Consider the following 20,570-nt stretch of genomic DNA (forward strand, 5'->3'; position numbering starts at 1 on the left):
CCGGTCATGTTATCGCCTGTCGGATCATCGCCCGGGAATGCATCATGGGGGGACCCGTACGGCCGGGCACCGGGCCTGTGCAGGGCCGTCCGGCCCTGCCCGTCACCCGGACGTGAAATGCGTTCCCATCGGATCGTCACCTTCCCTACACCTCGGGCGGCCTGACGGTACGCCACTATCGTGTGTGCCAGTACCGTCACAACTCGCCCGAGTGGCGGCTATCCGCTTGGCGCACTATCCACATCATGAACGACGATAGGACGTGCGGACGGACGGTACTGACCGCGAGCGAGGGAAGGAGGCGTCCATGGGATCGGTTCGAAGGGCGAGTGCCTGGCTGGGCCTCGTCGACGACAACGGCGGCGAGGGTTACTACGACGAGGAGTACGCCGACTACGGCGAGGGCTCCGAGCGTGCCGACACGTGGGTGACCGATCCGCGGGTGCGGGTCGCCACCGAGGCCGCGCACGAGCAGGGCCGGCGGATCGCCACGGTGACCCCGGACGGCTTCCGCGACGCCCGCGGCATCGGCGAGCTGTTCCGGGACGGCGTCCCGGTCATCGTCAACCTCACGGGGATGGAGTCCGCCGACGCCAAGCGCGTCGTCGACTTCGCCGCGGGCCTGACCTTCGGGCTGCGCGGCTCCATCGAGCGGGTCGCCACCCGGGTCTTCCTGCTCACCCCCAACGACTACTCGGTGCTCAACGGCGAGGCCCGCCGCGGCGGCGACGGCTTCTTCAACCAGAGCTGACACCAGAGCCGAAACCGGAGCTGGAACCGGAGCTGAGCCGGACTCTCACCGCTTCGTCAGCCGCGGAAGGCGTCGAGGCCGGTGAGGGCCTTGCCCAGCACCAGCTGGTGCATCTCGACGGTGCCCTCGTAGGTGAGCACCGACTCCAGGTTGGTCGCGTGCCGCATGACGGGGTATTCGAGCGAGATGCCGTTGGCGCCGAGGACGGTGCGGGCGGTACGGCAGATGCCGATGGCCTCGCGGACGTTGTTGAGCTTGCCGAAGCTGATCTGCTCCGGGCGCAGCCGCCCGGCGTCCATCCGGCGGCCGAGGTGGTGGGCGAGCAGGACGCCCTTGTGCAGTTCGACGGCCATGTCGGCGAGCTTGGCCTGGGTGAGCTGGAAGCCGCCGATCGGCCGGCCGAACTGCTCGCGCACGCGCGCGTAGTCCAGCGCCGCCTCGAAGCAGGCGCGGGCCGCGCCCATCGCGCCCCACACGATGCCGTAGCGGGCGTGGCTGAGGCAGCCGAGCGGGCCGCGCAGCCCGGTCACGCCGGGCAGCACCGCGTCGGCGGGCAGCCGGACGCCGTCCAGGACGAGTTCGCTGGTGACCGAGGCGCGCAGGCTCCACTTGTGCCGGATCTCCGGCGCGTGGAAGCCGGGTGTGCCGGCCGGGACGGCGAAGCCGCGGATGCCCTCGTCGGTCTGCGCCCACACCACCGCGACGCCGGCGACCGATCCGTTGGTGATCCACATTTTGCGGCCGTCCAGCACCCAGTCCGAGCCGTCCCGGCGGGCCCGGGTGCGCATCGCGGCCGGGTCGGAGCCGATGTCGGGCTCGGTGAGGCCGAAGCAGCCGATGACCTCGCCGGCGGCCATCCGCGGCAGCCACTCCTCCTTCTGCTCGGGCGAGCCGAAGCGGTGCAGGGCGTACATCGCGAGCGAGCCCTGCACGGAGACCAGTGAGCGGATCCCGGAGTCGGCCGCCTCCAGCTCCAGGCACGCCAGCCCGTACTGCACCGCGCTCGCGCCCGCGCAGCCGTAGCCGGTCAGCTGCATCCCGAGCGCGCCGATCGAGCCGAGCTCACGCGCGAGTTCCCGGATGACGGGCAGCTCGCCCCGCTCGTACCAGTCCGCGATATGCGGACTCACCCGTTCGGCCGCCCAGGCCCGTACGGTGTCGCGGACCGCCCGGTCCTCGGCGGTCAGCAGGTCGTCCAGGCCCAGCGGGTCGTACGGGTCGAACGGCGGCAGCACGGACGGTGACATGCGAGGGGACCTCCGGGCCGAAAACTAGCAGCGGTAACGACGGCCGGACCGACGTTACGGACCCCTCCCCCGCGCGTCCAGCCCGGACCCGCCGCGACCGGGGCCCCGGCTCCCACCAGCGCGTCCGCGCGGGCGCCGGCGTCCGCTCAGCGGACGGGAAACGAGGGAGAAAGGCCAGGGAAATAAGCGATAAATAAGAAGACAGCGATGTGAGTATCAGCACCCCGGCTTTCCCTTCCGGCCACCGCGCATTCCCCTGAAACCCGGTGCGCCAAAGGGGTGGTGAGACGCAGTCCACATCACATCGTCATTACAAAGCAGCTCGTTCGGACGACCTATGCCGTCACACGCTGTAACGTCAATTGGGTGCGTACCGATGACAGGCTCCACCGCGCCGCGGAGCGCCCGGCTCGTCCCCTCTGGGGCAGGATGAGTCGAACACGCGTATGGCTGTTCGGTGCGACGCTGGCGGTCTACGTGGCCATCGTCGTGGGCGTCCTCACCACTTCCAAGCTGGTGACGCTCGACTGGCAGGTCATGCTCTGGCGTCCCTACAAGCAGTGGCCGCAGATCCACGCGTTCCTGGACTACTTCGTGGTTCTCGGCCAGCGCGGTCCCACGGCCGTGATGGTGCTCGCCTGGCTGGGCTGGCGGGGGTGGCGCCACCGCACCCTGTACCCCCTGCTCGTGCTGGGTACTTCCCTGCTGCTGCTGAACATCACCGTGGGGGCCGTCAAGTACGGCCTCGGACGGCTCGGACCGCATTACGCGACGACCGTCGGATCGGCCGAGATGTTCGCCGGCGGCGACATATTTCCCTCGGGCCACACCGCCAACGCGGTCGTGACCTGGGGGGTTCTGGCGTATCTGGCGACCACCCCGCGCGCCAGGCGCTGGGGCTCGATCGCCAGCGCCCTGCTCGCGCTGGGCGTCGGCGCGACGACGGTCTACCTCGGCACGCACTGGGTCAGCGACGTCCTGCTCGGCTGGGCGGCGGGCCTGCTCATCCTGCTGGCGCTGCCGTGGTTCGAGCCGATGATGGCGCTGGCCGAGACGTATCTGGCGGCCGGCTGGTCCCGGCTGGTGCACCGCCGCGGCGGTGCGACGCTGCACGCCGCCGCGGTGCCGGCCGGCGCGCTGGCCCGGCAGGAGGGCGAGGCGGACGGCACCGCCGCCGCCGGGCGCCGTACGGTCACCTCGGGCGGCGCCGCGGGAGGTACCGCGGGAGGTACCGCGGGCGCCGGGACGGCAGCCGCGCCGGGCGGGCCGCACGCGGGCACGTCCGCCCGCCCGCCGGCCGGGCGGCAGGCCCCCGGCCGCCACGAGCGCACCACGACCACTCCGGCCGGCAGCCGCCGGCCACCGGCCGAGCGGCCCCGGCCGCCGGCCAACCACCCGGCCCGCTCGGCGTGAGCAGCCGCCCGGGGGCCGGGCTCAGCCCATCCAGCAGCGGACGACGCGGTCGCCGTCGACGGTGAAGTTGAGCCGGCCGGCCAGATACTCCATCGTCACGACGGCGTCGCGCGGCAGGCTGCGCACGGGGTCCCAGCCGCGTGCGCGGGCTTGCCGTTCGGCCTCCTCGCGGGGCAGGCCGACATAGGAGTCCAGGTCGTCGCGCGGGACGTCGCCGGGAAAGGGCTTGCCGGGGCCGCCGGTGCGCGGCAGGTGCGGGTGCGGGTCTTCCGAGGGGGATGAGGGCGCCATGCCTGCCACCGTAGGCCGCCGGGCCGGGCGGCGCCTCCGGCTGCCGGGTACGCGTCACGGATCGTGCATCCGGGACATGGCAAAGAGGTGAATACCGGTTGCCGGTGAATTTGCTGTGCACACGATTTCCGCACAACTCTCTGCAATGCCCACCGTCCTGCCGGCGCCCGCTATATGGGACGGATTGTGAATCCGTGGCCCTCGGCAACTGCTCCGCCGGCCCGCGGCGGGGCTTCGGCCGGTAAGTCCGGTACGTGCGCCGCGCCCGGCCCGCCGGCGGTGGGAGCCGCAGGCCGGGCGCGGCGGGCGGCGGGGTTCAGCCGAGGGTGAGGACGGTGCCGGGGCGGAGGAGGTCGGGGTCGGGACCGACCGCCGACTTGTTGCGGCTGTAGAGCGTCGACCAGCCGCCGGAGACGTGCTGGGCGCGGGCGATGCCCGCGAGGGTCTCGCCGGGGCGGACGGTGTGCGCGGTGGCGGCGGGGTGTGCGGGGTGGGCCTGCTGCTTCTTGTGGCCGGTCAGGCCGAGCCGCTTGGAGCACACCGGCCAGGCCTTCCAGCCCTGGACGCGCAGCACCGCCTCCGCGACCGCGATCTGCTGCGCGGGCGTGGCGAGGTCCGCGCGCCTGGCGTACTTCTGGCCGCCGAACTGCTTCCAGGTCGGCTGCCAGAACTGGAGCCCGCCGTAGAAGCCGTTGCCGCTGTTGATGTGCCAGTCCCCGCTGCTCTCGCACATCGCGAGGTCGTCCCAGACGGAGTGGGCGCGGGCCGGCGCCCTGGTGGGTGCGTCCGCCGGGACGCCGAGTGCGGCGAGGGCGGGCAGCGTGGCCGGTGGTCCCGCGGGAGCGGCCGGGGCCGCCGCGCGGGCGGGCTGGGCGCACAGCGGCAGCAGGGCCGCGGCGCCGAGTCCGGCGAGGGCGGCGGCACGCTGACGCCTCGACATATGACGATAAGACGATTTCTCGCTCATCGGGCCACGCTAAGCACGCTCTCCCCCGGATCCGCGGGCGGCGCGCCCCCGCCGGCGCGCCGCCCCACCCGTTCGGCCCAGCTCGCCGCGCGGGGCGCCAAGCCGCGGTACGGCAAACCGTGACTCCCGGCGCAGACCGTCCGTTGTCACAGTGCGCCGGGGCAGGCCCGGCCAAACGGACCAAGGAGACTCCCGTGGCGCCCCTGCTCGACGTGAGCGACGAGGTACGAGCCGAGATCGGGGAGGAGGAGACGCAGCGTCTCCTCGCGGGCGACAACGCCCCCGGCGCGTACGACTGCACGTCCTGCCGGACTCCCGGGGACAGCACGCAGGAGCGGACCAGCACGGTGCTCTTCGTCGGCGACGAGACCGCGGTGCTGGCCTTCGCGCACGCCGCCTGCATCCCGTCGCAGGTCGTGCCGGTCTCGGAGGCGCAGTTGCAGGGTGCCGTGCGCAGCATCGCCGGCGAGGAGCCGGCCGGGAGCGCCGGGGGCCCGGGGAGCGCTGGAAGCGGGGGAAGCGGGGGAAGCGGGGGGCGCGCGGGGTCGGCGGGGTCCGCGCCGGTGCCGTTCCCCTCCCAGGCGCCGCCCGCCCCGCTGTCCGTCCCGTCCGCCGGTTCCCCTCCGCCGGCGCCGTCCGCCCCGACCGCCCCCGCCCCCGTACCGGCACCGGTGCCCGGCGGGGAGCAGGCGCCGCGGCAGGCGGTGCTCGGCATCACGTGCGGGCTGATCATCGTGGAGGACGCGCTGCGCCCCGCGCTGGTGATCGAGCCGACCGGGCCGGTCGCCCGGGTCGGCGCCACCGGCGGCGGTGACGACTTCCTGCCGCTGCTCATCGAGCAGGGCTTCATGCCGCAGCTCGACCTGTCGGCGGCCCCCTCGCCGCTGGCCGGCTGGTCGGTGCTGCTCGCGATGGGCAAGCTGCACGCGATCCTGCAGCCCTCGGCGGGCGGCGCGCCCGCGACGGCGTGGTGGCAGGCGCACCAGCCGCTGCACGTCAGCGACGGCTGGCGGGCGGCGGTGCAGCGCAGCAAGGCGGTGTATGTGTACGCCGGCCCGTCCGGCGCGATCGGCCGCCAGCCCCGCGAGGACCTGATGCGCGAGGCGCTGGAGCGGGCCTGCGCCCGCGGCCAGCTCGTCGCGGCGACCATGCCGCTGTCGGGGACCTGAGCCCCCGGCGTGCGCCGCGGTGCGCCGGCGCGACCGGGCGGCGCGGCGCAAAGTTCAGCCGGGCGGCCCGCATCCTGCGGGAATGCGGGGTCGTTGGCAGGACGTGCAGACCTTCGACGCCTCCTCCCGGTCCCCTTTCCAGCGCTACATCCCCCCCATGCGCAGTGCGCAGGATCCCGCCGGAGGCGGTGGCACCGCCACGCCGATCTACGACGCGCTCTACAGCGAGTACCGTCGGCTGTTCCGCACGCTGCCCGGTGACCGGACCGGCGAGGAGGCGCTGCAGTTCAACGGGTTCGACGCATGGCACCCCGACTACCCGCCGACGTCCGGCCGGCACCGGGGCAACGGCCCGGCCGCGCTGCCGCCGGGCCGCGGCGACAACCGGCTGCACGACCGCTGAGGCCGGGGCCGGCCCCCCGCGCGGCGCCCCGCTACTTCTTGCGTCCGCGCTTCTCGCGCACCCGCACCGACACCTGGATGGGGGTGCCCTCGAAGCCGAACTCCTCGCGCAGCCGGCGCTCGATGAAGCGCCGGTAGCCCGCCTCCAGGAAGCCGGAGGCGAAGAGCACGAAGCGCGGCGGCTTGGTGCCGGCCTGGGTGCCGAACAGGATGCGCGGCTGCTTGCCGCCGCGGATCGGGTGCGGGTGGGCGGCGACGAGTTCGCCGAGGAAGGCGTTGAGCCTGCCGGTCGGCACCCGGGTCTCCCAGCCGGCGAGCGCGGTCTCGATCGCCGGGACGAGCTTTTCCATGTGCCGCCCGGTGCGCGCCGAGACGTTCACCCGCGGCGCCCACTGCACCTGCACGAGGTCGCGCTCGATCTCGCGCTCCAGGTAGTAGCGGCGCTCCTCGTCCAGCAGGTCCCACTTGTTGTAGGCGATGACGACCGCGCGGCCGGCCTCGACGGCCATGGTGATGATGCGCATGTCCTGCTCGGCGAGCGTCTCGGCGACGTCGATCAGGATGACCGCGACCTCGGCCTTCTCCAGGGCGGCGGCGGTGCGCAGGCTGGCGTAGTAGTCGGCGCCCTCGGTGAGGTGGACGCGCCGCCGGATGCCCGCGGTGTCGATGAACTTCCATGTCCTGCCGCCGAGTTCGATGAGCTCGTCGACCGGGTCGCGGGTGGTGCCGGCCATCTCGTTGACGACGACCCGGTCCTCGCCGGCGATCTTGTTGAGCATGGACGACTTGCCGACGTTGGGCCGCCCGATCAGCGCGATACGCCGCGGCCCGCCGGTGACCTGCTCGTACGTCATCTCCGGCGCCTCGGGCAGCGCCTCAAGGATGGCGTCCAGCAGGTCGCCGGTGCCGCGGCCGTGCAGTGAGGAGACGGGGAAGGGCTCGCCGAGGCCCAGGTTCCACAGCGCGGCGGCGTCGGCCTCGCCGGAGGGGCCGTCGACCTTGTTGGCGGCGAGCACCACGGGCTTGCCGGCCCGGCGCAGCAGCTTGACGACGGCCTCGTCGGTGTCGGTGGCGCCGACGGTGGCGTCCACGACGAAGACGACCGCGTCGGCGGCCTCGATGGCGAACTCCGCCTGCGCGGCGACCGAGGCGTCGATGCCGAGCACGTCCTGCTCCCAGCCGCCGGTGTCGACGATCTTGAAGCGGCGGCCGTTCCAGTGCGCCTCGTACGTCACCCGGTCGCGGGTGACGCCCGGACGGTCCTCGACGACGGCCTCGCGGCGGCCGATGATCCGGTTGACCAGGGTCGACTTGCCGACATTGGGGCGGCCCACGACGGCGAGCACCGGCAGCGGGCCGTGCCCGGCCGCCGCGAGGTCGTCGGCGACGTCCTCCGGGTCAAAGCCCTCTTCGGCGGCGAGTTCCATGAACTCGGCGTATTCGGCGTCGCCGAGCGCGCCGGTCTCGCCGTGCGGGTCGTGCTGGTCCATCGGTCTCTCCGTCGGTTGGGCAGTGGTGCGCGCGGCACGTACGGCCCGGGGGCGGTGGCGTGCGGCGGCGGTGGTTCAGTGGCCGGTGGCCTGCCGGGCCTCGGTCATGTGCGCGGTCAGCCGCTTCTGGATGACCGCGGTGGCGGCGTCCAGCGCCTTGCGCGTGCGCAGCCCCGAGCCGTCGCCGGCCTCGAACGGCTCGCCGTAGACGACGTCGATGCGGCTGCGCAGCGGCGGCAGCGCGGACACCAGGCGGCCCTTGCGGGCGCTGCCGAGCACCGCGACCGGCACGATCGGTGCTCCCGAGCGTACGGCGAAGTAGGCGAGCCCGGCGCGCAGCTGGGCGAAGTCGCCGCCGGCGCCGCGGGTGCCCTCGGGGAAGATGCCGAGGACGCCGCCGCGCTCCAGCACCCCGAGCGCGGTGGCGATGGCGGTGCGGTCGGCGCTGCTGCGGTCGATCTCGATCTGGCCGATGCCGCGCAGGAACGGGTCGAGCGGCCCGACGAACGCCTCCTTCTTCACCAGGAAGTGCAGCGGGCGCGGGCAGGTGCCGATGAGCATCGGGCCGTCGACGTTGTGCGCGTGGTTGCCGGCCAGGATGACCGGGCCCTGCGCCGGGACCCGCCAAGCGCCGAGCACCCGCGGGCGCCACAGGCCGTACATCAGGCCGATGCCGATGCCGCGGGCGACCGCGGCGCCGCGCGGGCTCGGCCGGCTCACTTCGCTCACCTGACGGCCGCCCGCCGCTGCTCGACCAGCGCGACGATACGGTCCACGACCTCGTCCAGCGTCAGCTCGGAGGTGTCCACCTCCACGGCGTCGTCGGCCTTGGCCAGCGGGGAGGTCGTCCGGCCGGAATCGGCGGCGTCCCGGCGGATCAGCGCCTCGCGGGTCGCGGCGACGCTCACCGCGCCGTTCAGCTCGCCGCTGCGGCGGGCGGCGCGGACCTCGGCGGAGGCGGTCAGGAAGATCTTGACGGTCGCGGCGGGCAGCACGGTGGTGCCGATGTCCCGGCCCTCGACCACTATGCCGGCAGGTGCGGCGGCGGCGGTGCGGCGCTGGAAGTCGACCATCCGGGCCCGCACCTCGGGTACGGCGCTGACCGCGCTGACGGCCGCGGTGACCTCCTGCGAGCGGATCGGCCCGGAGACGTCGGTGCCGTCCACGCTGATCTGCGGGTGCAGCGGGTCGGTGCCGGAGGTGACCACGGGCTTGCCGCTGGCGTCGGCGACGGCGGCCGGGTCCTGCACGTCCACGCCGTTGGCCAGCATCCACCAGGTCATGGCCCGGTACTGCGCTCCGGTGTCCAGGTAGCTGAGCCCGAGCCTGGCGGCGACCGCCTTGGAGGTGCTGGACTTGCCTGTGCCGGAGGGGCCGTCGATGGCGACGATCACCGGGTTGTCCACGCTGGGGCCTTTCCTCGTGCGACCGGCCGGGCTGCCGGGCCATTCCCCCAAGATTACCGGCCGCGCGGCCCCGCTCCGTCCCCGCCCGCGCTCCGGCGGCGCAGCGGCCAGGACCGCTCGGGCCTCAGGGACGCAGCGACCAGGCCCGCTCGCGCAGGGCGGCGGCCAGCACCGGGGCCGAGCGGGGCTCGACGAAGAGCTGGACCAGGCCGGCCTGCTGGGCGGTGCTGTGCTCGATGCGCACGTCCTCGATGTTGACGCCGGCGGCTCCGGCGTCGGCGAAGAGCCGGGCCAGCTCGCCGGGCTGGTCGCCGATGAGGACGCCGACGACCTCGTACGCGGTCGGGGCCGTGCCGTGCTTGCCGGGGACCTTGGCGCGGCCGGCGTTGCCGCGGCGCAGCAGGTCCTCGATGCCGGCGGCGCCGCCGTGCCGCTTGCCCTCGTCGGCGCTCTGCAGGGCGCGCAGCGACTCCACCGCGCTGCCGAGGTCGGCGGCGAGGTCGGCGAGGACGTCGGCGACGGGGCCGGGGTTGGCGGCGAGGATGTCCATCCACATCGCGGGCTCGGAGCCGGCGATCCGCGTCACGTCGAGGATGCCCTGGCCGCACAGCCGCACGGTGCTGTCCTCGGCGTGCTGGAGCCGGGCGGCGACCATGCTGGAGACCAGCTGCGGGGTGTGCGAGACCAGCGCGACGGCCCGGTCGTGGGCGTCGGCCTCCATGACGACCGGGACCCCGCCGCACAGCGCGACCAGCTCCAGCGCGAGGTTGAGCACCTCGGTGTCGGTGGCCTGCGTGGGGGTGAGCACCCAGGGGCGGCCCTCGAAGAGGTCGGCGGTCGCGGCGAGCGGGCCGGAGCGCTCGCGGCCGGCCATCGGGTGGGTGCCGATGTAGCGGGTGAGGTCGCCGCCGAGGGCCTCCAGGTCGCGGCGCGGGCCGCCCTTGACGCTCGCGACGTCGAGGTAGCCGCGGCCGAGGCCCCGGGCCATGGCGTCGGCGAGGCAGGAGGCGACATGCGCCGGCGGTACGGCGACGATCACCAGGTCCACGGTCCCGTCCGGCGCCGTTGCGCTGCCGGCGCCGAGGGCAGCGGCGGTCCTGGCGGCGGACTCGTCGCGGTCGCTGAGCCGGACGTCGACACCGCGGGCGGTCAGCGCCAGCGCGGCGGACGTGCCGACGAGTCCTGCGCCGATGACGAGTGCGGTTCTCACGGGCCCAGCGTAGCCAGCGCGGGCCCGCCGTGAGACGCCGGACCGTACCGCGAGACGCACCGGTCGCGGCCCTGCCGGCCCCTGCCCGGGCCCTGCCCGGCGCTCCCCCGTGCCTCCCGGGCGCCCCTGGCGCCTCCCGTGTCCCGCTGGGCATCGCCCGAAGCAGGCAATTCCCGGCGCGGGCGGCTGCCTCCTGGCGATAATCGCCCCCATGCGCGAATCGCTGGGGTCGCTGGGGCACGAGCTCGTCCGGGAGCACACGGTCTACGCGTGTGTGATGGGCTCGCGGGCGTTCGGGCTGGCCACCGACGGCAGCGACATCGACCGGCGCGGGGTGTACGTGGCGCCGACGCCGCTGTTCTGGCGGCTGGACAAGCCGCCGACGCATGTGACGGGCCCGCGCGAGGAGGAGTTCTCCTGGGAGATCGAGCGCTTCTGCTCGCTCGCGCTGCGCGGCAACCCCAACATCCTGGAGTGCCTGCACTCACCGCTGGTCGAGCGGGCCGACAGCACGGGCCGCGAGCTGCTGGGGCTGCGGGAGGCGTTCTTGTCCCGCCTGGTGCAGGCGACCTTCCGCGGCTACGCCCAGCAGCAGCTCGGCAGGCTGGAGGCGGAGATCCGGGCCCGGGGCGTACCGCGCTGGAAGCACGCGATGCATCTGCTGCGGCTGCTGACCAGCTGCCGCGACCTGCTGCGTACCGGCACCCTGACCGTCGAGGTGGGCGAGCGGCGCGAGGCGCTGCTCGCGGTGCGGCGCGGCGAGCTGGGCTGGGAGGACGTACGCGGCCGGGCGCGGACGCTGTTCGACGAGGTCGACGCCGCAGCCGCCCGCAGCCCGCTGCCCGCGGAGCCCGACCGGGCCCGGGTGGAGGACTTCCTGGTACGGGTCCGGCGGGCGTCCGCGCAGGCGCCGGCGGCCTGACGCCGCCCTACAGGTCCACCTCGCGCATCAGCATGCCGACCTCGGTGTTGGTCAGCCGGCGCAGCCAGCCGGACTTCTGGTCGCCCAGCGGGATCGGGCCAAAGCCGGTGCGGACCAGCTTGTCGACGGGGAAGCCGGCCTCGGCGAGCATCCGCCGCACGATGTGCTTGCGGCCCTCGTGCAGGGTGACCTCGACCAGGTAGTTCTTGCCGGTGTTCTGCACGATGCGGAAGTGGTCGGCGCGGGCCCAGCCGTCCTCCAGCTCGATGCCGTTCTTGAGCTGCTTGCCGAGGTCGCGCGGCAGCGGGCCCTGGATCGCGGCCAGATACGTCTTGCGCACGCCGTAGCGGGGGTGGGTCAGCCGGTGGGCCAGCTCGCCGTGGTTGGTGAGCAGGATCAGGCCCTCGGTCTCGGTGTCCAGCCGGCCGACGTGGAAGAGCCGGGTCTCCCGGTTGGTGACGTAGTCGCCGAGGCACTGCCGCCCGTCGGGGTCCTCCATCGTCGAGACGACACCGGCGGGCTTGTTGAGCGCGAAGAACAGGAAGGACTGGGTGGCGACCGTCAGGCCGTCGACCTTGACCTCGTCGCGGTCGGTGTCGACCCGCAGGCCCTGCTCGGTGACGATCTTGCCGTTGACCTCGACGCGGTGCTGCTCGATCAGCTCCTCGCACGCCCGCCGCGAGCCCATGCCGGCCCTCGCCAGCACCTTCTGCAGCCGCTCGCCCTCCTGCTCGGCGCCGGGGAAGGTCTTGGGCAGGTCGAGCTTGGGCTTGCTGTGCCGCTCGCGGTTGCGCTCCTCGATCTGCGCGTCCAGCTCGCGGGGGCGGGCCGGGGCGGTGCGCCCGCGGTTGCCCGCGGGGCCGGCGCCGCCGGGCTTGGTGCGGGGCATGCCGCCGGGCTTGTTGGCGCCGGACTGGCCGGTGCCGCCGACGTCGTAGCGGCGCTCCTCGGGGCGGGGCTTGCGCGGGCGCTGCGGGGCGCCGTCCGCGCGGCGGGGCGCGTCGCCGCGGCGCGGGGCGTCACCCCGGCGGGGGGCGTCACCGCGGCGGGGCGTGCCGCCGCCACGGGAGGTGCCGCGGGAGGCGCCGCCGCCGCGGTCGGAGCCGCCCCTGGGGTTCCGGTCGCCGCTGTTCCTGTCGCTGCTTGGCATCAATCGTCCGTCTTCGCAAGGGTGGAGGGTTCGTCCGGGGCGTCCGGATCGAAGGACGGGATCCCTTCCTGGGACTCCGCCTCGACCGCTTCCGCGTCCGGCAGGAACGGGGCGAGCTCGGGCAGCTCGTCGAGGCTGCGCAGGCCCATGCGTTCCAGGAAGTAGTTCGTCGTCCTGTACAGGATCGCACCTGTCTCGGGTTCCGTCCCACCTTCGACGACCAGCCCGCGCTGGAGGAGTGTGCGCATGACGCCGTCGCAGTTGACGCCGCGCACCGCCGAGACCCGTGAGCGGCTGACCGGTTGCCGGTAGGCGACGACCGCGAGCGTCTCCAGGGCGGCCTGGGTGAGCCGGGCGTGCTGGCCGTCCAGCACGAACTTCTCCACCGCGGGCGCGAAGTCCGGGCGGGTGTAGAAGCGCCAGCCGCCGGCGACCAGCCGCAGGTCAAAGCCGCGGCCCTCACGGGTGTAGTCGTCGGACAGCTCGCGCAGCGCCTTGCCGACCGCCCGCCGCGGGCGGTCCAGCACCTTCGCCAGCTGCTCCTCGGTGGCGGGTTCGTCGACCACCATCAGCACCGCCTCCAGGGCGGGCTTGAGCTCCAGCCCGGCGATGGCGTCGCTGAGCAGCCCGGCCGGTTCGGCCTGCTGCTCGGGCAGGTCGAGGCCGGCGGTGAGATCCGTCACCTCGGTCATCGCTGTTCTCCGTTCCCGGCGTTCCCGGCGCTCTTGACGTTCTTGTCGTTCTTGTCGTTCTTGTTGCTTCCGGCCGGCTTGGCTTCCTGGTCGAACTCGTCGGTCACCAGCGGCGCGTCGGGCGGCTGCTCGCCGCCGGTCCAGCGGATCTGCAGGTCGCCCAGCGCCTCGGGCTGGTCGAGGCCGACCGCCTTCTCGCGGTAGAGCTCCAGCAGCGCCAGGAAGCGGGCGACGACGGTGAGCGTGTCGGGCGCGTCCGCGGTCAGCTCGGCGAAGCTCGCCTGGCCGCGCTCGCGCAGCAGGGCGATCACCCGCTCGGCCTGCTCGCGCACGCTGACCAGCGGGGCGTGGATGTGGTCGACGTACACCTGGGGCTTGGGCCGCGGCTGCATGGCCTTGACCGCGAGCCGCGCGAAGCCCTCGGGGCCGATGCTGAGCACGACCTCGGGCAGCAGCTCGGCGTGCTGCGGCTCCAGGCCCACGGTACGCGGCCGGCGCAGCGCCTCGGCCTCCAGGCGCTCGGCGAAGATCGCGGCGATCTGCTTGTAGGCGCGGTATTGCAGCAGCCGGGCGAAGAGCAGGTCACGGGCTTCGAGCAGCGCGAGGTCCGCCTCGTCCTCGACCTCGGCGGCGGGCAGCAGCCGGGCGGCCTTGAGGTCCAGCAGCGTCGCGGCGACGACCAGGAACTCGGTGGTCTGGTCGAGGTCCCAGTCCGGCCCCATGGCGTTGAGGTACGCCATGAACTCGTTGGTGACCTTGGACAGCGCGACCTCGGTGACATCCAGCTTGTGCTTGGAGATCAGCTGGAGCAGCAGGTCGAAGGGCCCCTCGAAATTGTGCAGCCGTACGGTGAACCGCCCGTCGTCGGCCTCCTCGCCCTGCTCCTCGCCGGGCGCGGGCTCCGGTCCTTCGGGTACGTCGTCCGTCACGTGCTCGGGTACGTCGCCGGCCGCGGATACGTCTTCGGTCCCGTCCTCGGCCGCCGGCTCCGGTTCCGCCACGGGCTCCGCCGCCGGTGCGGGCGCGGGCGGCTCCTGCCATGTCGGGACCCCGCGGCCGAGGCGGCGGCGGGGGCGGTCGGCGGAGTCGGTGGTGGTCGGCATGGGGGTCCAGTGTGCGGGGGGCGGAAATGGCAGGTTACCTCCCCCCGGAGCGCCGCCGCGGGGCTCAGCGCCCGCGCAGCCGGCGTACGAGGATGCTGGCGTCGCCGCGCGACTCCAGGTCGGCCAGCACCACGGCAACGGCCTCCCGGACGATCCGGCCGCGGTCGATGGCCAGGCCGTGCTCGCCGCGCAGGACCAGGCGGGCGTGCTCCAGGTCCATCAGCTCCTCGGCCGACACGTAGACGGTGATCTTCTCGTCGTGCCGCTCGCGACCGCTGGGCCTGCGGTTCTGCCGCGGCGCCTTGCGGCGGGCGCCGGCCGCGGGCTGTGCGGGGCCGGGCTGCGCGGTGATCGGCGGCGGCACGGGGTGCTGCGCCGGTACGGGCGCCTGCTGGGCGGGCACCTGCGGTTGCGGGGCCGCCGGCGCGCTGCCGTTGACGGTGCCCGTGGCCGCGCCGGGGGCCGCCGCGGGGGTTGCGGCGCCGCCGAGCGGTCTGCGGCCGGCCGGGATGTCCCGTCCGGCGTGTTCCGCGGGGGCCCGGTCGCCGCCCGCGCGCTCCCGGCCCTCCTCGGCCGCCTCCTGCCCACCGGCCGCGTCGCCCTCCTGGGCCGGCCGGGGCCGGGTGTCGCCCTGTGGCTCGCCGCCGCTGTGCTGCTGCGGCTGCTGCCGGGGCTGCGGTGCCTGGAGCGCCGCACCCCCGGTCGTCCGGAACAGCTCGTCCGCGCCCGGCAGGGTCACTCGGCGTGGCACCGGGCGAGCACCTCCCTGGCGAGTTGGCGGTAGGCGGCGGCGCCGACGGAGTTGGAGGCGTAGGTGGTGATCGGCTCACCGGCGACGGTGGTCTCCGGGAAACGCACGGTACGGCCGATGACGGTGTGGAAGACGTGCTCGTCGAACGCCTCGACGACGCGCGCGAGGACCTCGCGGCTGTGCACGGTCCTGGAGTCGTACATGGTGGCGAGGATGCCGTCGAGCTCCAGCTCGGGGTTGAGCCGCTCGCGGACCTTCTCGATGGTCTCGGTGAGCAGCGCGACCCCGCGCAGCGCGAAGAACTCGCACTCCAGCGGCACGATGACCGAGTGCGCGGCGGTGAGCGCGTTGACGGTGAGCAGGCCGAGCGAGGGCTGGCAGTCGATCACGATGTAGTCGTAGTCGGGCAGCAGCGGCTTCAGGGCCCGCGCGAGCGCCGACTCCCGGGCCACCTCGCTGACCAGCTGCACCTCGGCGGCGGACAGGTCGATGTTGCTGGGCAGCAGGTCCATGCCGGGCACGGCGGTCTTCAGCAGCACCTCGTCGGCGGCGAGTCCGCGTTCCATCAGCAGATTGTAGACCGTGATGTCCAGTTCCATCGGGTTGACGCCGAGGCCGACGGACAGCGCGCCCTGCGGGTCGAAGTCCACCAGCAGCACCCGGCGGCCGTACTCGGCGAGCGCGGCGCCCAGGTTGATGGTCGAGGTGGTCTTGCCGACCCCGCCCTTCTGGTTGCACATCGCGACGATCTTCGCCGGCCCGTGGTCGGTGAGCGGGTTGGGGATCGGGAAGTACGGCAGGGGGCGGCCGGTGGGTCCGACGCGCTCGCGGCGCTGCCGGGCGGCGTCGGGGGCGAGCGTCGCGGCGTACTCGGGGTCGGGCTCGTACTCCGCGTCGGGGTCGTAGAACTGACCGTCCTGCAAATCGTCGTTGTCGTCGCCGTAGGCGCCCATGGCGTAGACGGGTGGGGCTTCCCCGGCGGTCTCGGTTCTGCGCGACTCGAAGGTGTGGACCGCGACGGAACCGACGGTCATTCCTGGTTGACCACCCCCGGGAGCAAATGTCGACTCATTCACAAGTCGTCTTACCTCCTTGGTGACCAGGAAACTTCTCAACAGGTCAGCGTGACTACAGCCGACGTTTCGCGACTCTATGGCGTGTCGAGGGTTCGCAGCAACACAATCCGCCGGACACGGCACGATGTGTCGGCAACCGAACACCCCGCTGTCAAGGGCGTAAGCAGTTGAACGGCCGGGACTTGCACATGGCAAGTCCCGGCCGCAGGTGCACTGTTGGCACTTCCAGGGGTCGGCGGCGGGCGGACCGGCCGTGACACCTGGTGCCCCAACTCAGCCCAGGAGATTGTGGAGTTCGACCGAATCCAGTCCGTGAGCGTCGGCCACCGGTCCGTAAACGACCTGTCCCTCATGGGTGTTGAGGCCGAGCGCGAGCGCCGGGTCGCGGCGCAGCGCCTCCCGCCAGCCGCGGCCGGCGAGTTCGAGCACGTACGGCAGCGTGGCATTGGTGAGCGCGTAGGTGGAGGTGTTGGGGACCGCGCCGGGCATGTTGGCGACGCAGTAGAACACCGAGTCGTGGACAGGGAAGGTGGGTTCGGCGTGCGTGGTGGGGCGGGAGTCCTCGAAGCAGCCGCCCTGGTCGATGGCGATGTCGACCAGCACCGAGCCCTGCTTCATGCGCGAGACCAGCTCGTTGGTGACCAGCTTGGGCGCCTTGGCGCCGGGGATGAGGACCGCGCCGATCACCAGGTCGGCCTCCCGCACGGCCTGCTCCAGCGCGAGCGCGTTGGAGGCGACGGTCTGCACGCGGTTGCCGAAGACCTTGTCGGCCTCGCGCAGCTTGTTCACGTCCTTGTCGAGCAGGGTGACGTGGAAGCCGAGGCCCAGCGCGATGGTGGTGGCGTGCCAGCCGGAGACGCCGGCGCCGATGACGACGGCGCGGCCGGACTGCACGCCGGGCACGCCGCCGGGCAGCACGCCCCGGCCGCCGGCCGAGCGCATCAGGTGGTACGCGCCGACCTGCGGGGCGAGCCGGCCGGCCACCTCGGACATCGGGGCCAGCAGCGGCAGCCGGCGGTCGGCGGTCTCGACCGTCTCGTACGCGATCGCGGTCGTGCCGGACTCCAGCAGCGCGTCGGTGCAGGCGCGGGAGGCGGCGAGGTGCAGATAGGTGAAGAGCGTCTGGCCCTTGCGCAGCCGGTGGTACTCCTCGGCGACCGGCTCCTTGACCTTGAGCAGCAGATCGGCCTGCGCCCACACGTCGTCGGCGCTGCCGAGGATGCCGGCGCCGGCCGCCACGTACTCGGCGTCGGGGATCGAGGAGCCGGCGCCCGCGCCCTCCTCGACGACGACGGTGTGTCCGCCTCGGACGAGTTCGTGCACGCCGGCCGGGGTGATGGCCACGCGGAACTCGTTGTTCTTGACCTCGCGGGGGATGCCCACCTTCACGTCGATCACGGTCCTTGCGCTCAGGGTTGCCCAGGTTGCGGGGAGAGTTCGTCCTGACATGGTGCAGGATGGCACGACACGTCGGACCTGACCGCGTTGTGTGCGGCTGTGGCCAGTCTAGTGAAGGAGCAGCCGCTGTCCAGCCTTACAAAGTGGCTGGTTTGCCGGGCGGCATTGGCATTTTCGTAGGCTGGTGACGCGTTGTGCCTGGGCAGGAGCACACCATGGGGTGATCAACCGGACGTTGCGGCGATGTCACGCCGGGACGAATTCACCGCGTGCGCGGAGCAGAACCCCGCGCCGGGCCTTCGGCCGGATCTGCGGCGGGCTCCCCCGCCGGGCTTGCTGCCGGGCCCACGGCCTCCGCTGCCGCGGGGGCGGCACCTGCGCCGGCGCCCGGGCTGACGCCGGCACGTCCCGGCGGGGGTTCCGGCGCGTCGCCGGCCGGGGTGCCGGGCGGGCGGCGGGCGGCGAGGCGTTCGGCGAGGCGGGCGGCGGTTTTGTGGACGCCCTCGCGCTGGAGTCGGGCGCCCTCGGGGTCGCCGAGGAGGTCGAGGAGGTCGGCCAGGCGCAGCAGCAGGGCCGCCTCCAGGTGGCGGTCCCCCGCCTGCCGGGCCCAGTAGAGGGCGTCGCGGCAGCTGCGCATCGCGTCCTCGGGGCGGCCCGCGGCCTCCTGGACCCTGGCGGCCTCGGCGAGCGCGCGGGCCTGCGCCGGGAGGTCGCCCAGCCGTTTGTACAGCCCCGCCGCCTTGCGCCACTCCTTCAGCGCGGGCCCGAAGCGCCCGCCGCGGGCCAGCAGCGTGCCGATCCTGCCCCGTAGCCGGGCCTGGTCGGCGACCTCGCCGGTGGACTGGCGCAGCGCCAGCGCGCGGCCGTACCAGTCCAGGGCGCGGCCCGGGTCCCGGCGCTCCAGGTACGTGCCGCCCAGCCCCTCCAGGACCCGGCCCTCGGCCTGCCGGTCGTCGGCGGCGCGGGCGGCGTCCAGGGCGACCCGGTAGCGGTCCAGCGCGCGGTCGGTACGGCCGGCCAGCGCGTCCAGGTCGCCGAGGTTGATCAGCGCGGCGGCCTGCTCGCGGCGCAGCCCGCGCCGCTCGGCGACGCCCAGCACGAGGGAGTGCAGCTCATAGCGCTCGGCGGCCATGGCGTCGCCGCCGGGGAAGGCGGCGAGCGCCCGTACCAGCGCGGCGACCAGGCGGCGGGCCAGGGTGTCCAGCTCGCCGTCGGCCACCGCGGAGCGGGCGGCGGCCATCAGCGCGGGCAGCCGTGACCGCAGCCAGTCGGCTGCCGCCGGGGCCGAGCCGAAACGCAGCGCCTGGGGCTGCGCCTCGTCGACCGGCTCCGCGGCGAGTGCCGCGCGGCAGGCCAGCAGCAGCCGCACCGTACGCTCCAGCATCCGCGCCCGCGCGAGGCGTACGTCCGCCGGGCGGTCGGTCTGCGCGACCAGCGCGGTGAGCAGCGGCTTCAGGCACGGCGGTACGCGGTACTGCGGGGCCGCGCCCGCGAGCAGGCCGCCGCGGGCGAAGTCCTCCAGCGTGGTCTGCGCGACCTCCAGCGGGCAGCCGGCCAGCGCGGACGCCGCGTGCGCGTCGACGTCGCCGGCGGGTACGAGCACCAGCAGCCGCAGCATGCGCGCCGCGGCGCCGGGCAGCGCCTCGTAGCCGAGCCGGAAGGCCCGGACGAGCTCGGCGGGCGCCGCGGAGGGCGTGTCCGGCAGGTCCCGCAGGCGCGGGGTCGCGGCGGCGACGGGCAGGTCGGGGCGGCTCGCGAGCCAGGCGGCGACGAGCCGCAGGGCGGTGGGGTGGCCGGCCAGCTCGTGCACGAGGGTCTCCGCGCCGCGCGGGTCGACGCTGACCCGGACGGGGCCGACGATCCGGGCGAGCAGTTCGACTCCGGCGGGGGTGTCGAGGCCGCCGAGGGTGCATGGGCGTATGTCCGTCACGCCCGGCAGCGGGCCGCCCGAGGTCGCCACGACCAGGCTGCCGGGCGAGGCGGGCAGCAGCGCGGTGAGCTGCGCGGCCTGCGTGACGTCGTCCAGGACGAGCAGTACGCGCTTGTCCGGCCCGAGCGCCGGCCCCAGCGCTTGCGCTGCCGCGCCGGGCGGTACGGGGGCGCCGTCGGCGTCGGCCATCGCGAGGAAGAAGGCTCCGTCGGGGTAGCGCGGCGCGACCTGCGAGGCGAGCTTCAGCGCGAGCGCAGTGCGGCCCGTGCCGGCCCGCCCCGCCACGAGCAGCACCCTTGCGCTCCGCGGCTTCCCCGCGCCGAGGCCCGGCCGGTCGATCTCCCCCACGAGCTCCGCGAGCTCCCGCTCCCGCCCCACGAACGCCTCCGGCGGCCTCGGAAGCGGCGTGCCCCACCCCGCCGGCGCTGCGACCTTCTCCGCCACGACCCCACACTCCTCGCCCTACGGGCGGCCCACTGTGGCCCCGAGCGTAATTCACTCCCCCCACCCCCGCGCCCTCCCCTGCGTGGCCTCCCCGAACAACCCCGCGGCTCCCGCGCACGGGCGCGACCAGCCGGAGAGCACGGCTGCGCCATGGGCCAGCACACCAGGGGCGCGGGGAACCGCGCGCCAAGCCAGTGACCGGCGTGCATGTCGCCACCGACCCAAAGGGGCTCTTCGGTCCGAACCGGACCACCGACCGGTGGCCGGTTGCGCGCGCAGTTCCCCGCGCCCCTGGCGGTTGACGTCCGACGTCAAGGTCGCCCAGCCAGTGGGGGGGGTTACGGCTGCGCCGGGCGTTGCTTTTCAGGGGCGCGAGGAACTGCGCGACAAGCCAGGAACCGGCGTACACGTCGCCACCGACCCAAAGGGGCTCTTCGGTCCGAACCGGACCACCGACCGGTGGCCGGTTGCGCGCGCAGTTCCCCGCGCCCCTGGTTTGTTGCCCCGCGGCGCAGCCGCAGCGTCAGCGTGGTGGGCGTCGACATGGCGCCGGGCCTGTTCTTCAGGGGCGCGGGGAACTGCGCGACAAACCAGGAACCGGCGTGCACGTCGCCACCGACCCAAAGGGGCTGTCCGGACCGATCCGGACCACCGACCGGTGGCCGGTTGCGCGCGCAGTTCCCCGCGCCCCTGGCGGTTGACGTCCGGCGCAAACGCAACGCCAGACCGCGCCCACGCGGCGGCAGCCGCACAGCAAA

Annotated in this window: 18 protein-coding genes and 1 pseudogene; 5 read left to right on the plus strand and 14 right to left on the minus strand. The window is 74.1% G+C overall.

The features are described 5' to 3' along the window. Window positions 1–307: 307 nt before the first annotated feature. Window positions 308–751 (plus strand): cell division protein SepF, encoded by a 444-nt coding sequence (locus HCN08_RS29335; protein WP_167986319.1) that lies wholly within the window; start codon window positions 308–310, stop codon window positions 749–751. 56 nt (window positions 752–807) lie between these two features. Here the strand turns inward: HCN08_RS29335 and HCN08_RS29340 are convergent, their stop codons facing one another. Beyond that, complete coding sequence (locus HCN08_RS29340; protein WP_167986320.1) at window positions 808–1,998, minus strand: acyl-CoA dehydrogenase family protein; 1,191 nt, start codon at window positions 1,996–1,998, stop codon at window positions 808–810. Between the two features lie 366 nt (window positions 1,999–2,364). Between HCN08_RS29340 and HCN08_RS29345 the strand changes: the two genes are divergently transcribed. Further along, window positions 2,365–3,411, plus strand: coding sequence for a phosphatase PAP2 family protein (locus HCN08_RS29345; protein ID WP_322974753.1), 1,047 nt, complete (start codon window positions 2,365–2,367; stop codon window positions 3,409–3,411). A 21-nt stretch (window positions 3,412–3,432) separates the two neighbouring features. Here the strand turns inward: HCN08_RS29345 and HCN08_RS36770 are convergent, their stop codons facing one another. Together HCN08_RS36770 and HCN08_RS29355 are read right to left on the minus strand one after the other, a co-directional pair. Further along, window positions 3,433–3,702, minus strand: a complete 270-nt coding sequence (locus HCN08_RS36770; RefSeq protein WP_322974754.1) for an I78 family peptidase inhibitor — start codon at window positions 3,700–3,702, stop codon at window positions 3,433–3,435. A 316-nt stretch (window positions 3,703–4,018) separates the two neighbouring features. Beyond that, on the minus strand, window positions 4,019–4,642 hold the full coding sequence (locus HCN08_RS29355; RefSeq protein ID WP_240970542.1) for a LysM peptidoglycan-binding domain-containing protein: 624 nt from the start codon (window positions 4,640–4,642) through the stop codon (window positions 4,019–4,021). Window positions 4,643–4,863: 221 nt separating this feature from the next. On the opposite strand from HCN08_RS29355, the gene HCN08_RS29360 reads away from it, so the two are divergent. Further along, window positions 4,864–5,838 carry a hypothetical protein gene (locus HCN08_RS29360; protein WP_167986323.1) on the plus strand — a complete coding sequence of 325 codons (975 nt, stop codon included), beginning with the start codon at window positions 4,864–4,866 and terminating at the stop codon, window positions 5,836–5,838. A gap of 82 nt (window positions 5,839–5,920) precedes the next feature. Next, window positions 5,921–6,241, plus strand: coding sequence for a hypothetical protein (locus HCN08_RS29365; RefSeq protein WP_206319382.1), 321 nt, complete (start codon window positions 5,921–5,923; stop codon window positions 6,239–6,241). 31 nt (window positions 6,242–6,272) lie between these two features. Here the strand turns inward: HCN08_RS29365 and der are convergent, their stop codons facing one another. The 4 genes from der to HCN08_RS29385 form a co-directional block, all read right to left on the minus strand. Further along, complete coding sequence (gene der / locus HCN08_RS29370) at window positions 6,273–7,730, minus strand: ribosome biogenesis GTPase Der (protein WP_167986324.1); 1,458 nt, start codon at window positions 7,728–7,730, stop codon at window positions 6,273–6,275. Between the two features lie 75 nt (window positions 7,731–7,805). Then, a complete protein-coding gene (locus tag HCN08_RS29375; protein WP_206319393.1) occupies window positions 7,806–8,393 on the minus strand; it encodes a lysophospholipid acyltransferase family protein in 588 nt (195 codons plus the stop codon). Between the two features lie 62 nt (window positions 8,394–8,455). Continuing rightward, window positions 8,456–9,136: a (d)CMP kinase gene (cmk, locus tag HCN08_RS29380; RefSeq protein WP_322974755.1), complete on the minus strand. Its 681-nt coding sequence runs from the start codon at window positions 9,134–9,136 to the stop codon at window positions 8,456–8,458. Between the two features lie 124 nt (window positions 9,137–9,260). Next, the gene (locus HCN08_RS29385; protein ID WP_167986326.1) at window positions 9,261–10,346 is read right to left on the minus strand and encodes a prephenate dehydrogenase; all 1,086 of its coding nucleotides are present in this window, start codon (window positions 10,344–10,346) and stop codon (window positions 9,261–9,263) included. A gap of 211 nt (window positions 10,347–10,557) precedes the next feature. On the opposite strand from HCN08_RS29385, the gene HCN08_RS29390 reads away from it, so the two are divergent. Next, complete coding sequence (locus HCN08_RS29390) at window positions 10,558–11,268, plus strand: nucleotidyltransferase domain-containing protein (RefSeq protein WP_167986327.1); 711 nt, start codon at window positions 10,558–10,560, stop codon at window positions 11,266–11,268. Between the two features lie 7 nt (window positions 11,269–11,275). On the opposite strand, the gene HCN08_RS29395 is transcribed toward HCN08_RS29390, so the two are convergent. From HCN08_RS29395 to HCN08_RS36775, 7 genes and pseudogenes are all read right to left on the minus strand, one after another. Continuing rightward, on the minus strand, window positions 11,276–12,418 hold the full coding sequence (locus tag HCN08_RS29395) for a pseudouridine synthase (protein ID WP_167986328.1): 1,143 nt from the start codon (window positions 12,416–12,418) through the stop codon (window positions 11,276–11,278). Further along, window positions 12,418–13,110 carry an SMC-Scp complex subunit ScpB gene (gene scpB, locus HCN08_RS29400; RefSeq protein ID WP_167986329.1) on the minus strand — a complete coding sequence of 231 codons (693 nt, stop codon included), beginning with the start codon at window positions 13,108–13,110 and terminating at the stop codon, window positions 12,418–12,420. Before scpB ends, HCN08_RS29395 begins: the two co-directional genes overlap by 1 nt. Next, window positions 13,107–14,213 carry a segregation and condensation protein A gene (locus HCN08_RS29405; protein ID WP_167986330.1) on the minus strand — a complete coding sequence of 369 codons (1,107 nt, stop codon included), beginning with the start codon at window positions 14,211–14,213 and terminating at the stop codon, window positions 13,107–13,109. The genes scpB and HCN08_RS29405 overlap by 4 nt, the downstream gene beginning before the upstream one ends. A gap of 64 nt (window positions 14,214–14,277) precedes the next feature. Next, window positions 14,278–14,964, minus strand: a complete 687-nt coding sequence (locus HCN08_RS29410) for a hypothetical protein (protein WP_167986331.1) — start codon at window positions 14,962–14,964, stop codon at window positions 14,278–14,280. Beyond that, window positions 14,949–15,878, minus strand: a pseudogene (locus HCN08_RS29415) (ParA family protein); the annotation flags it as partial. The gene HCN08_RS29410 and the pseudogene HCN08_RS29415, both read right to left, overlap by 16 nt. Before the next feature lie 435 nt (window positions 15,879–16,313). Then, window positions 16,314–17,429: an alanine dehydrogenase gene (gene ald / locus HCN08_RS29420; protein WP_167986357.1), complete on the minus strand. Its 1,116-nt coding sequence runs from the start codon at window positions 17,427–17,429 to the stop codon at window positions 16,314–16,316. Between the two features lie 271 nt (window positions 17,430–17,700). Beyond that, window positions 17,701–19,812 carry a tetratricopeptide repeat protein gene (locus HCN08_RS36775; protein ID WP_167986332.1) on the minus strand — a complete coding sequence of 704 codons (2,112 nt, stop codon included), beginning with the start codon at window positions 19,810–19,812 and terminating at the stop codon, window positions 17,701–17,703. Between the last annotated feature and the right edge of the window lie 758 nt (window positions 19,813–20,570).

Origin of the sequence: Actinacidiphila epipremni (assembly GCF_012034175.1) — a bacterium.
GTDB lineage: Bacteria > Actinomycetota > Actinomycetes > Streptomycetales > Streptomycetaceae > Actinacidiphila > Actinacidiphila epipremni.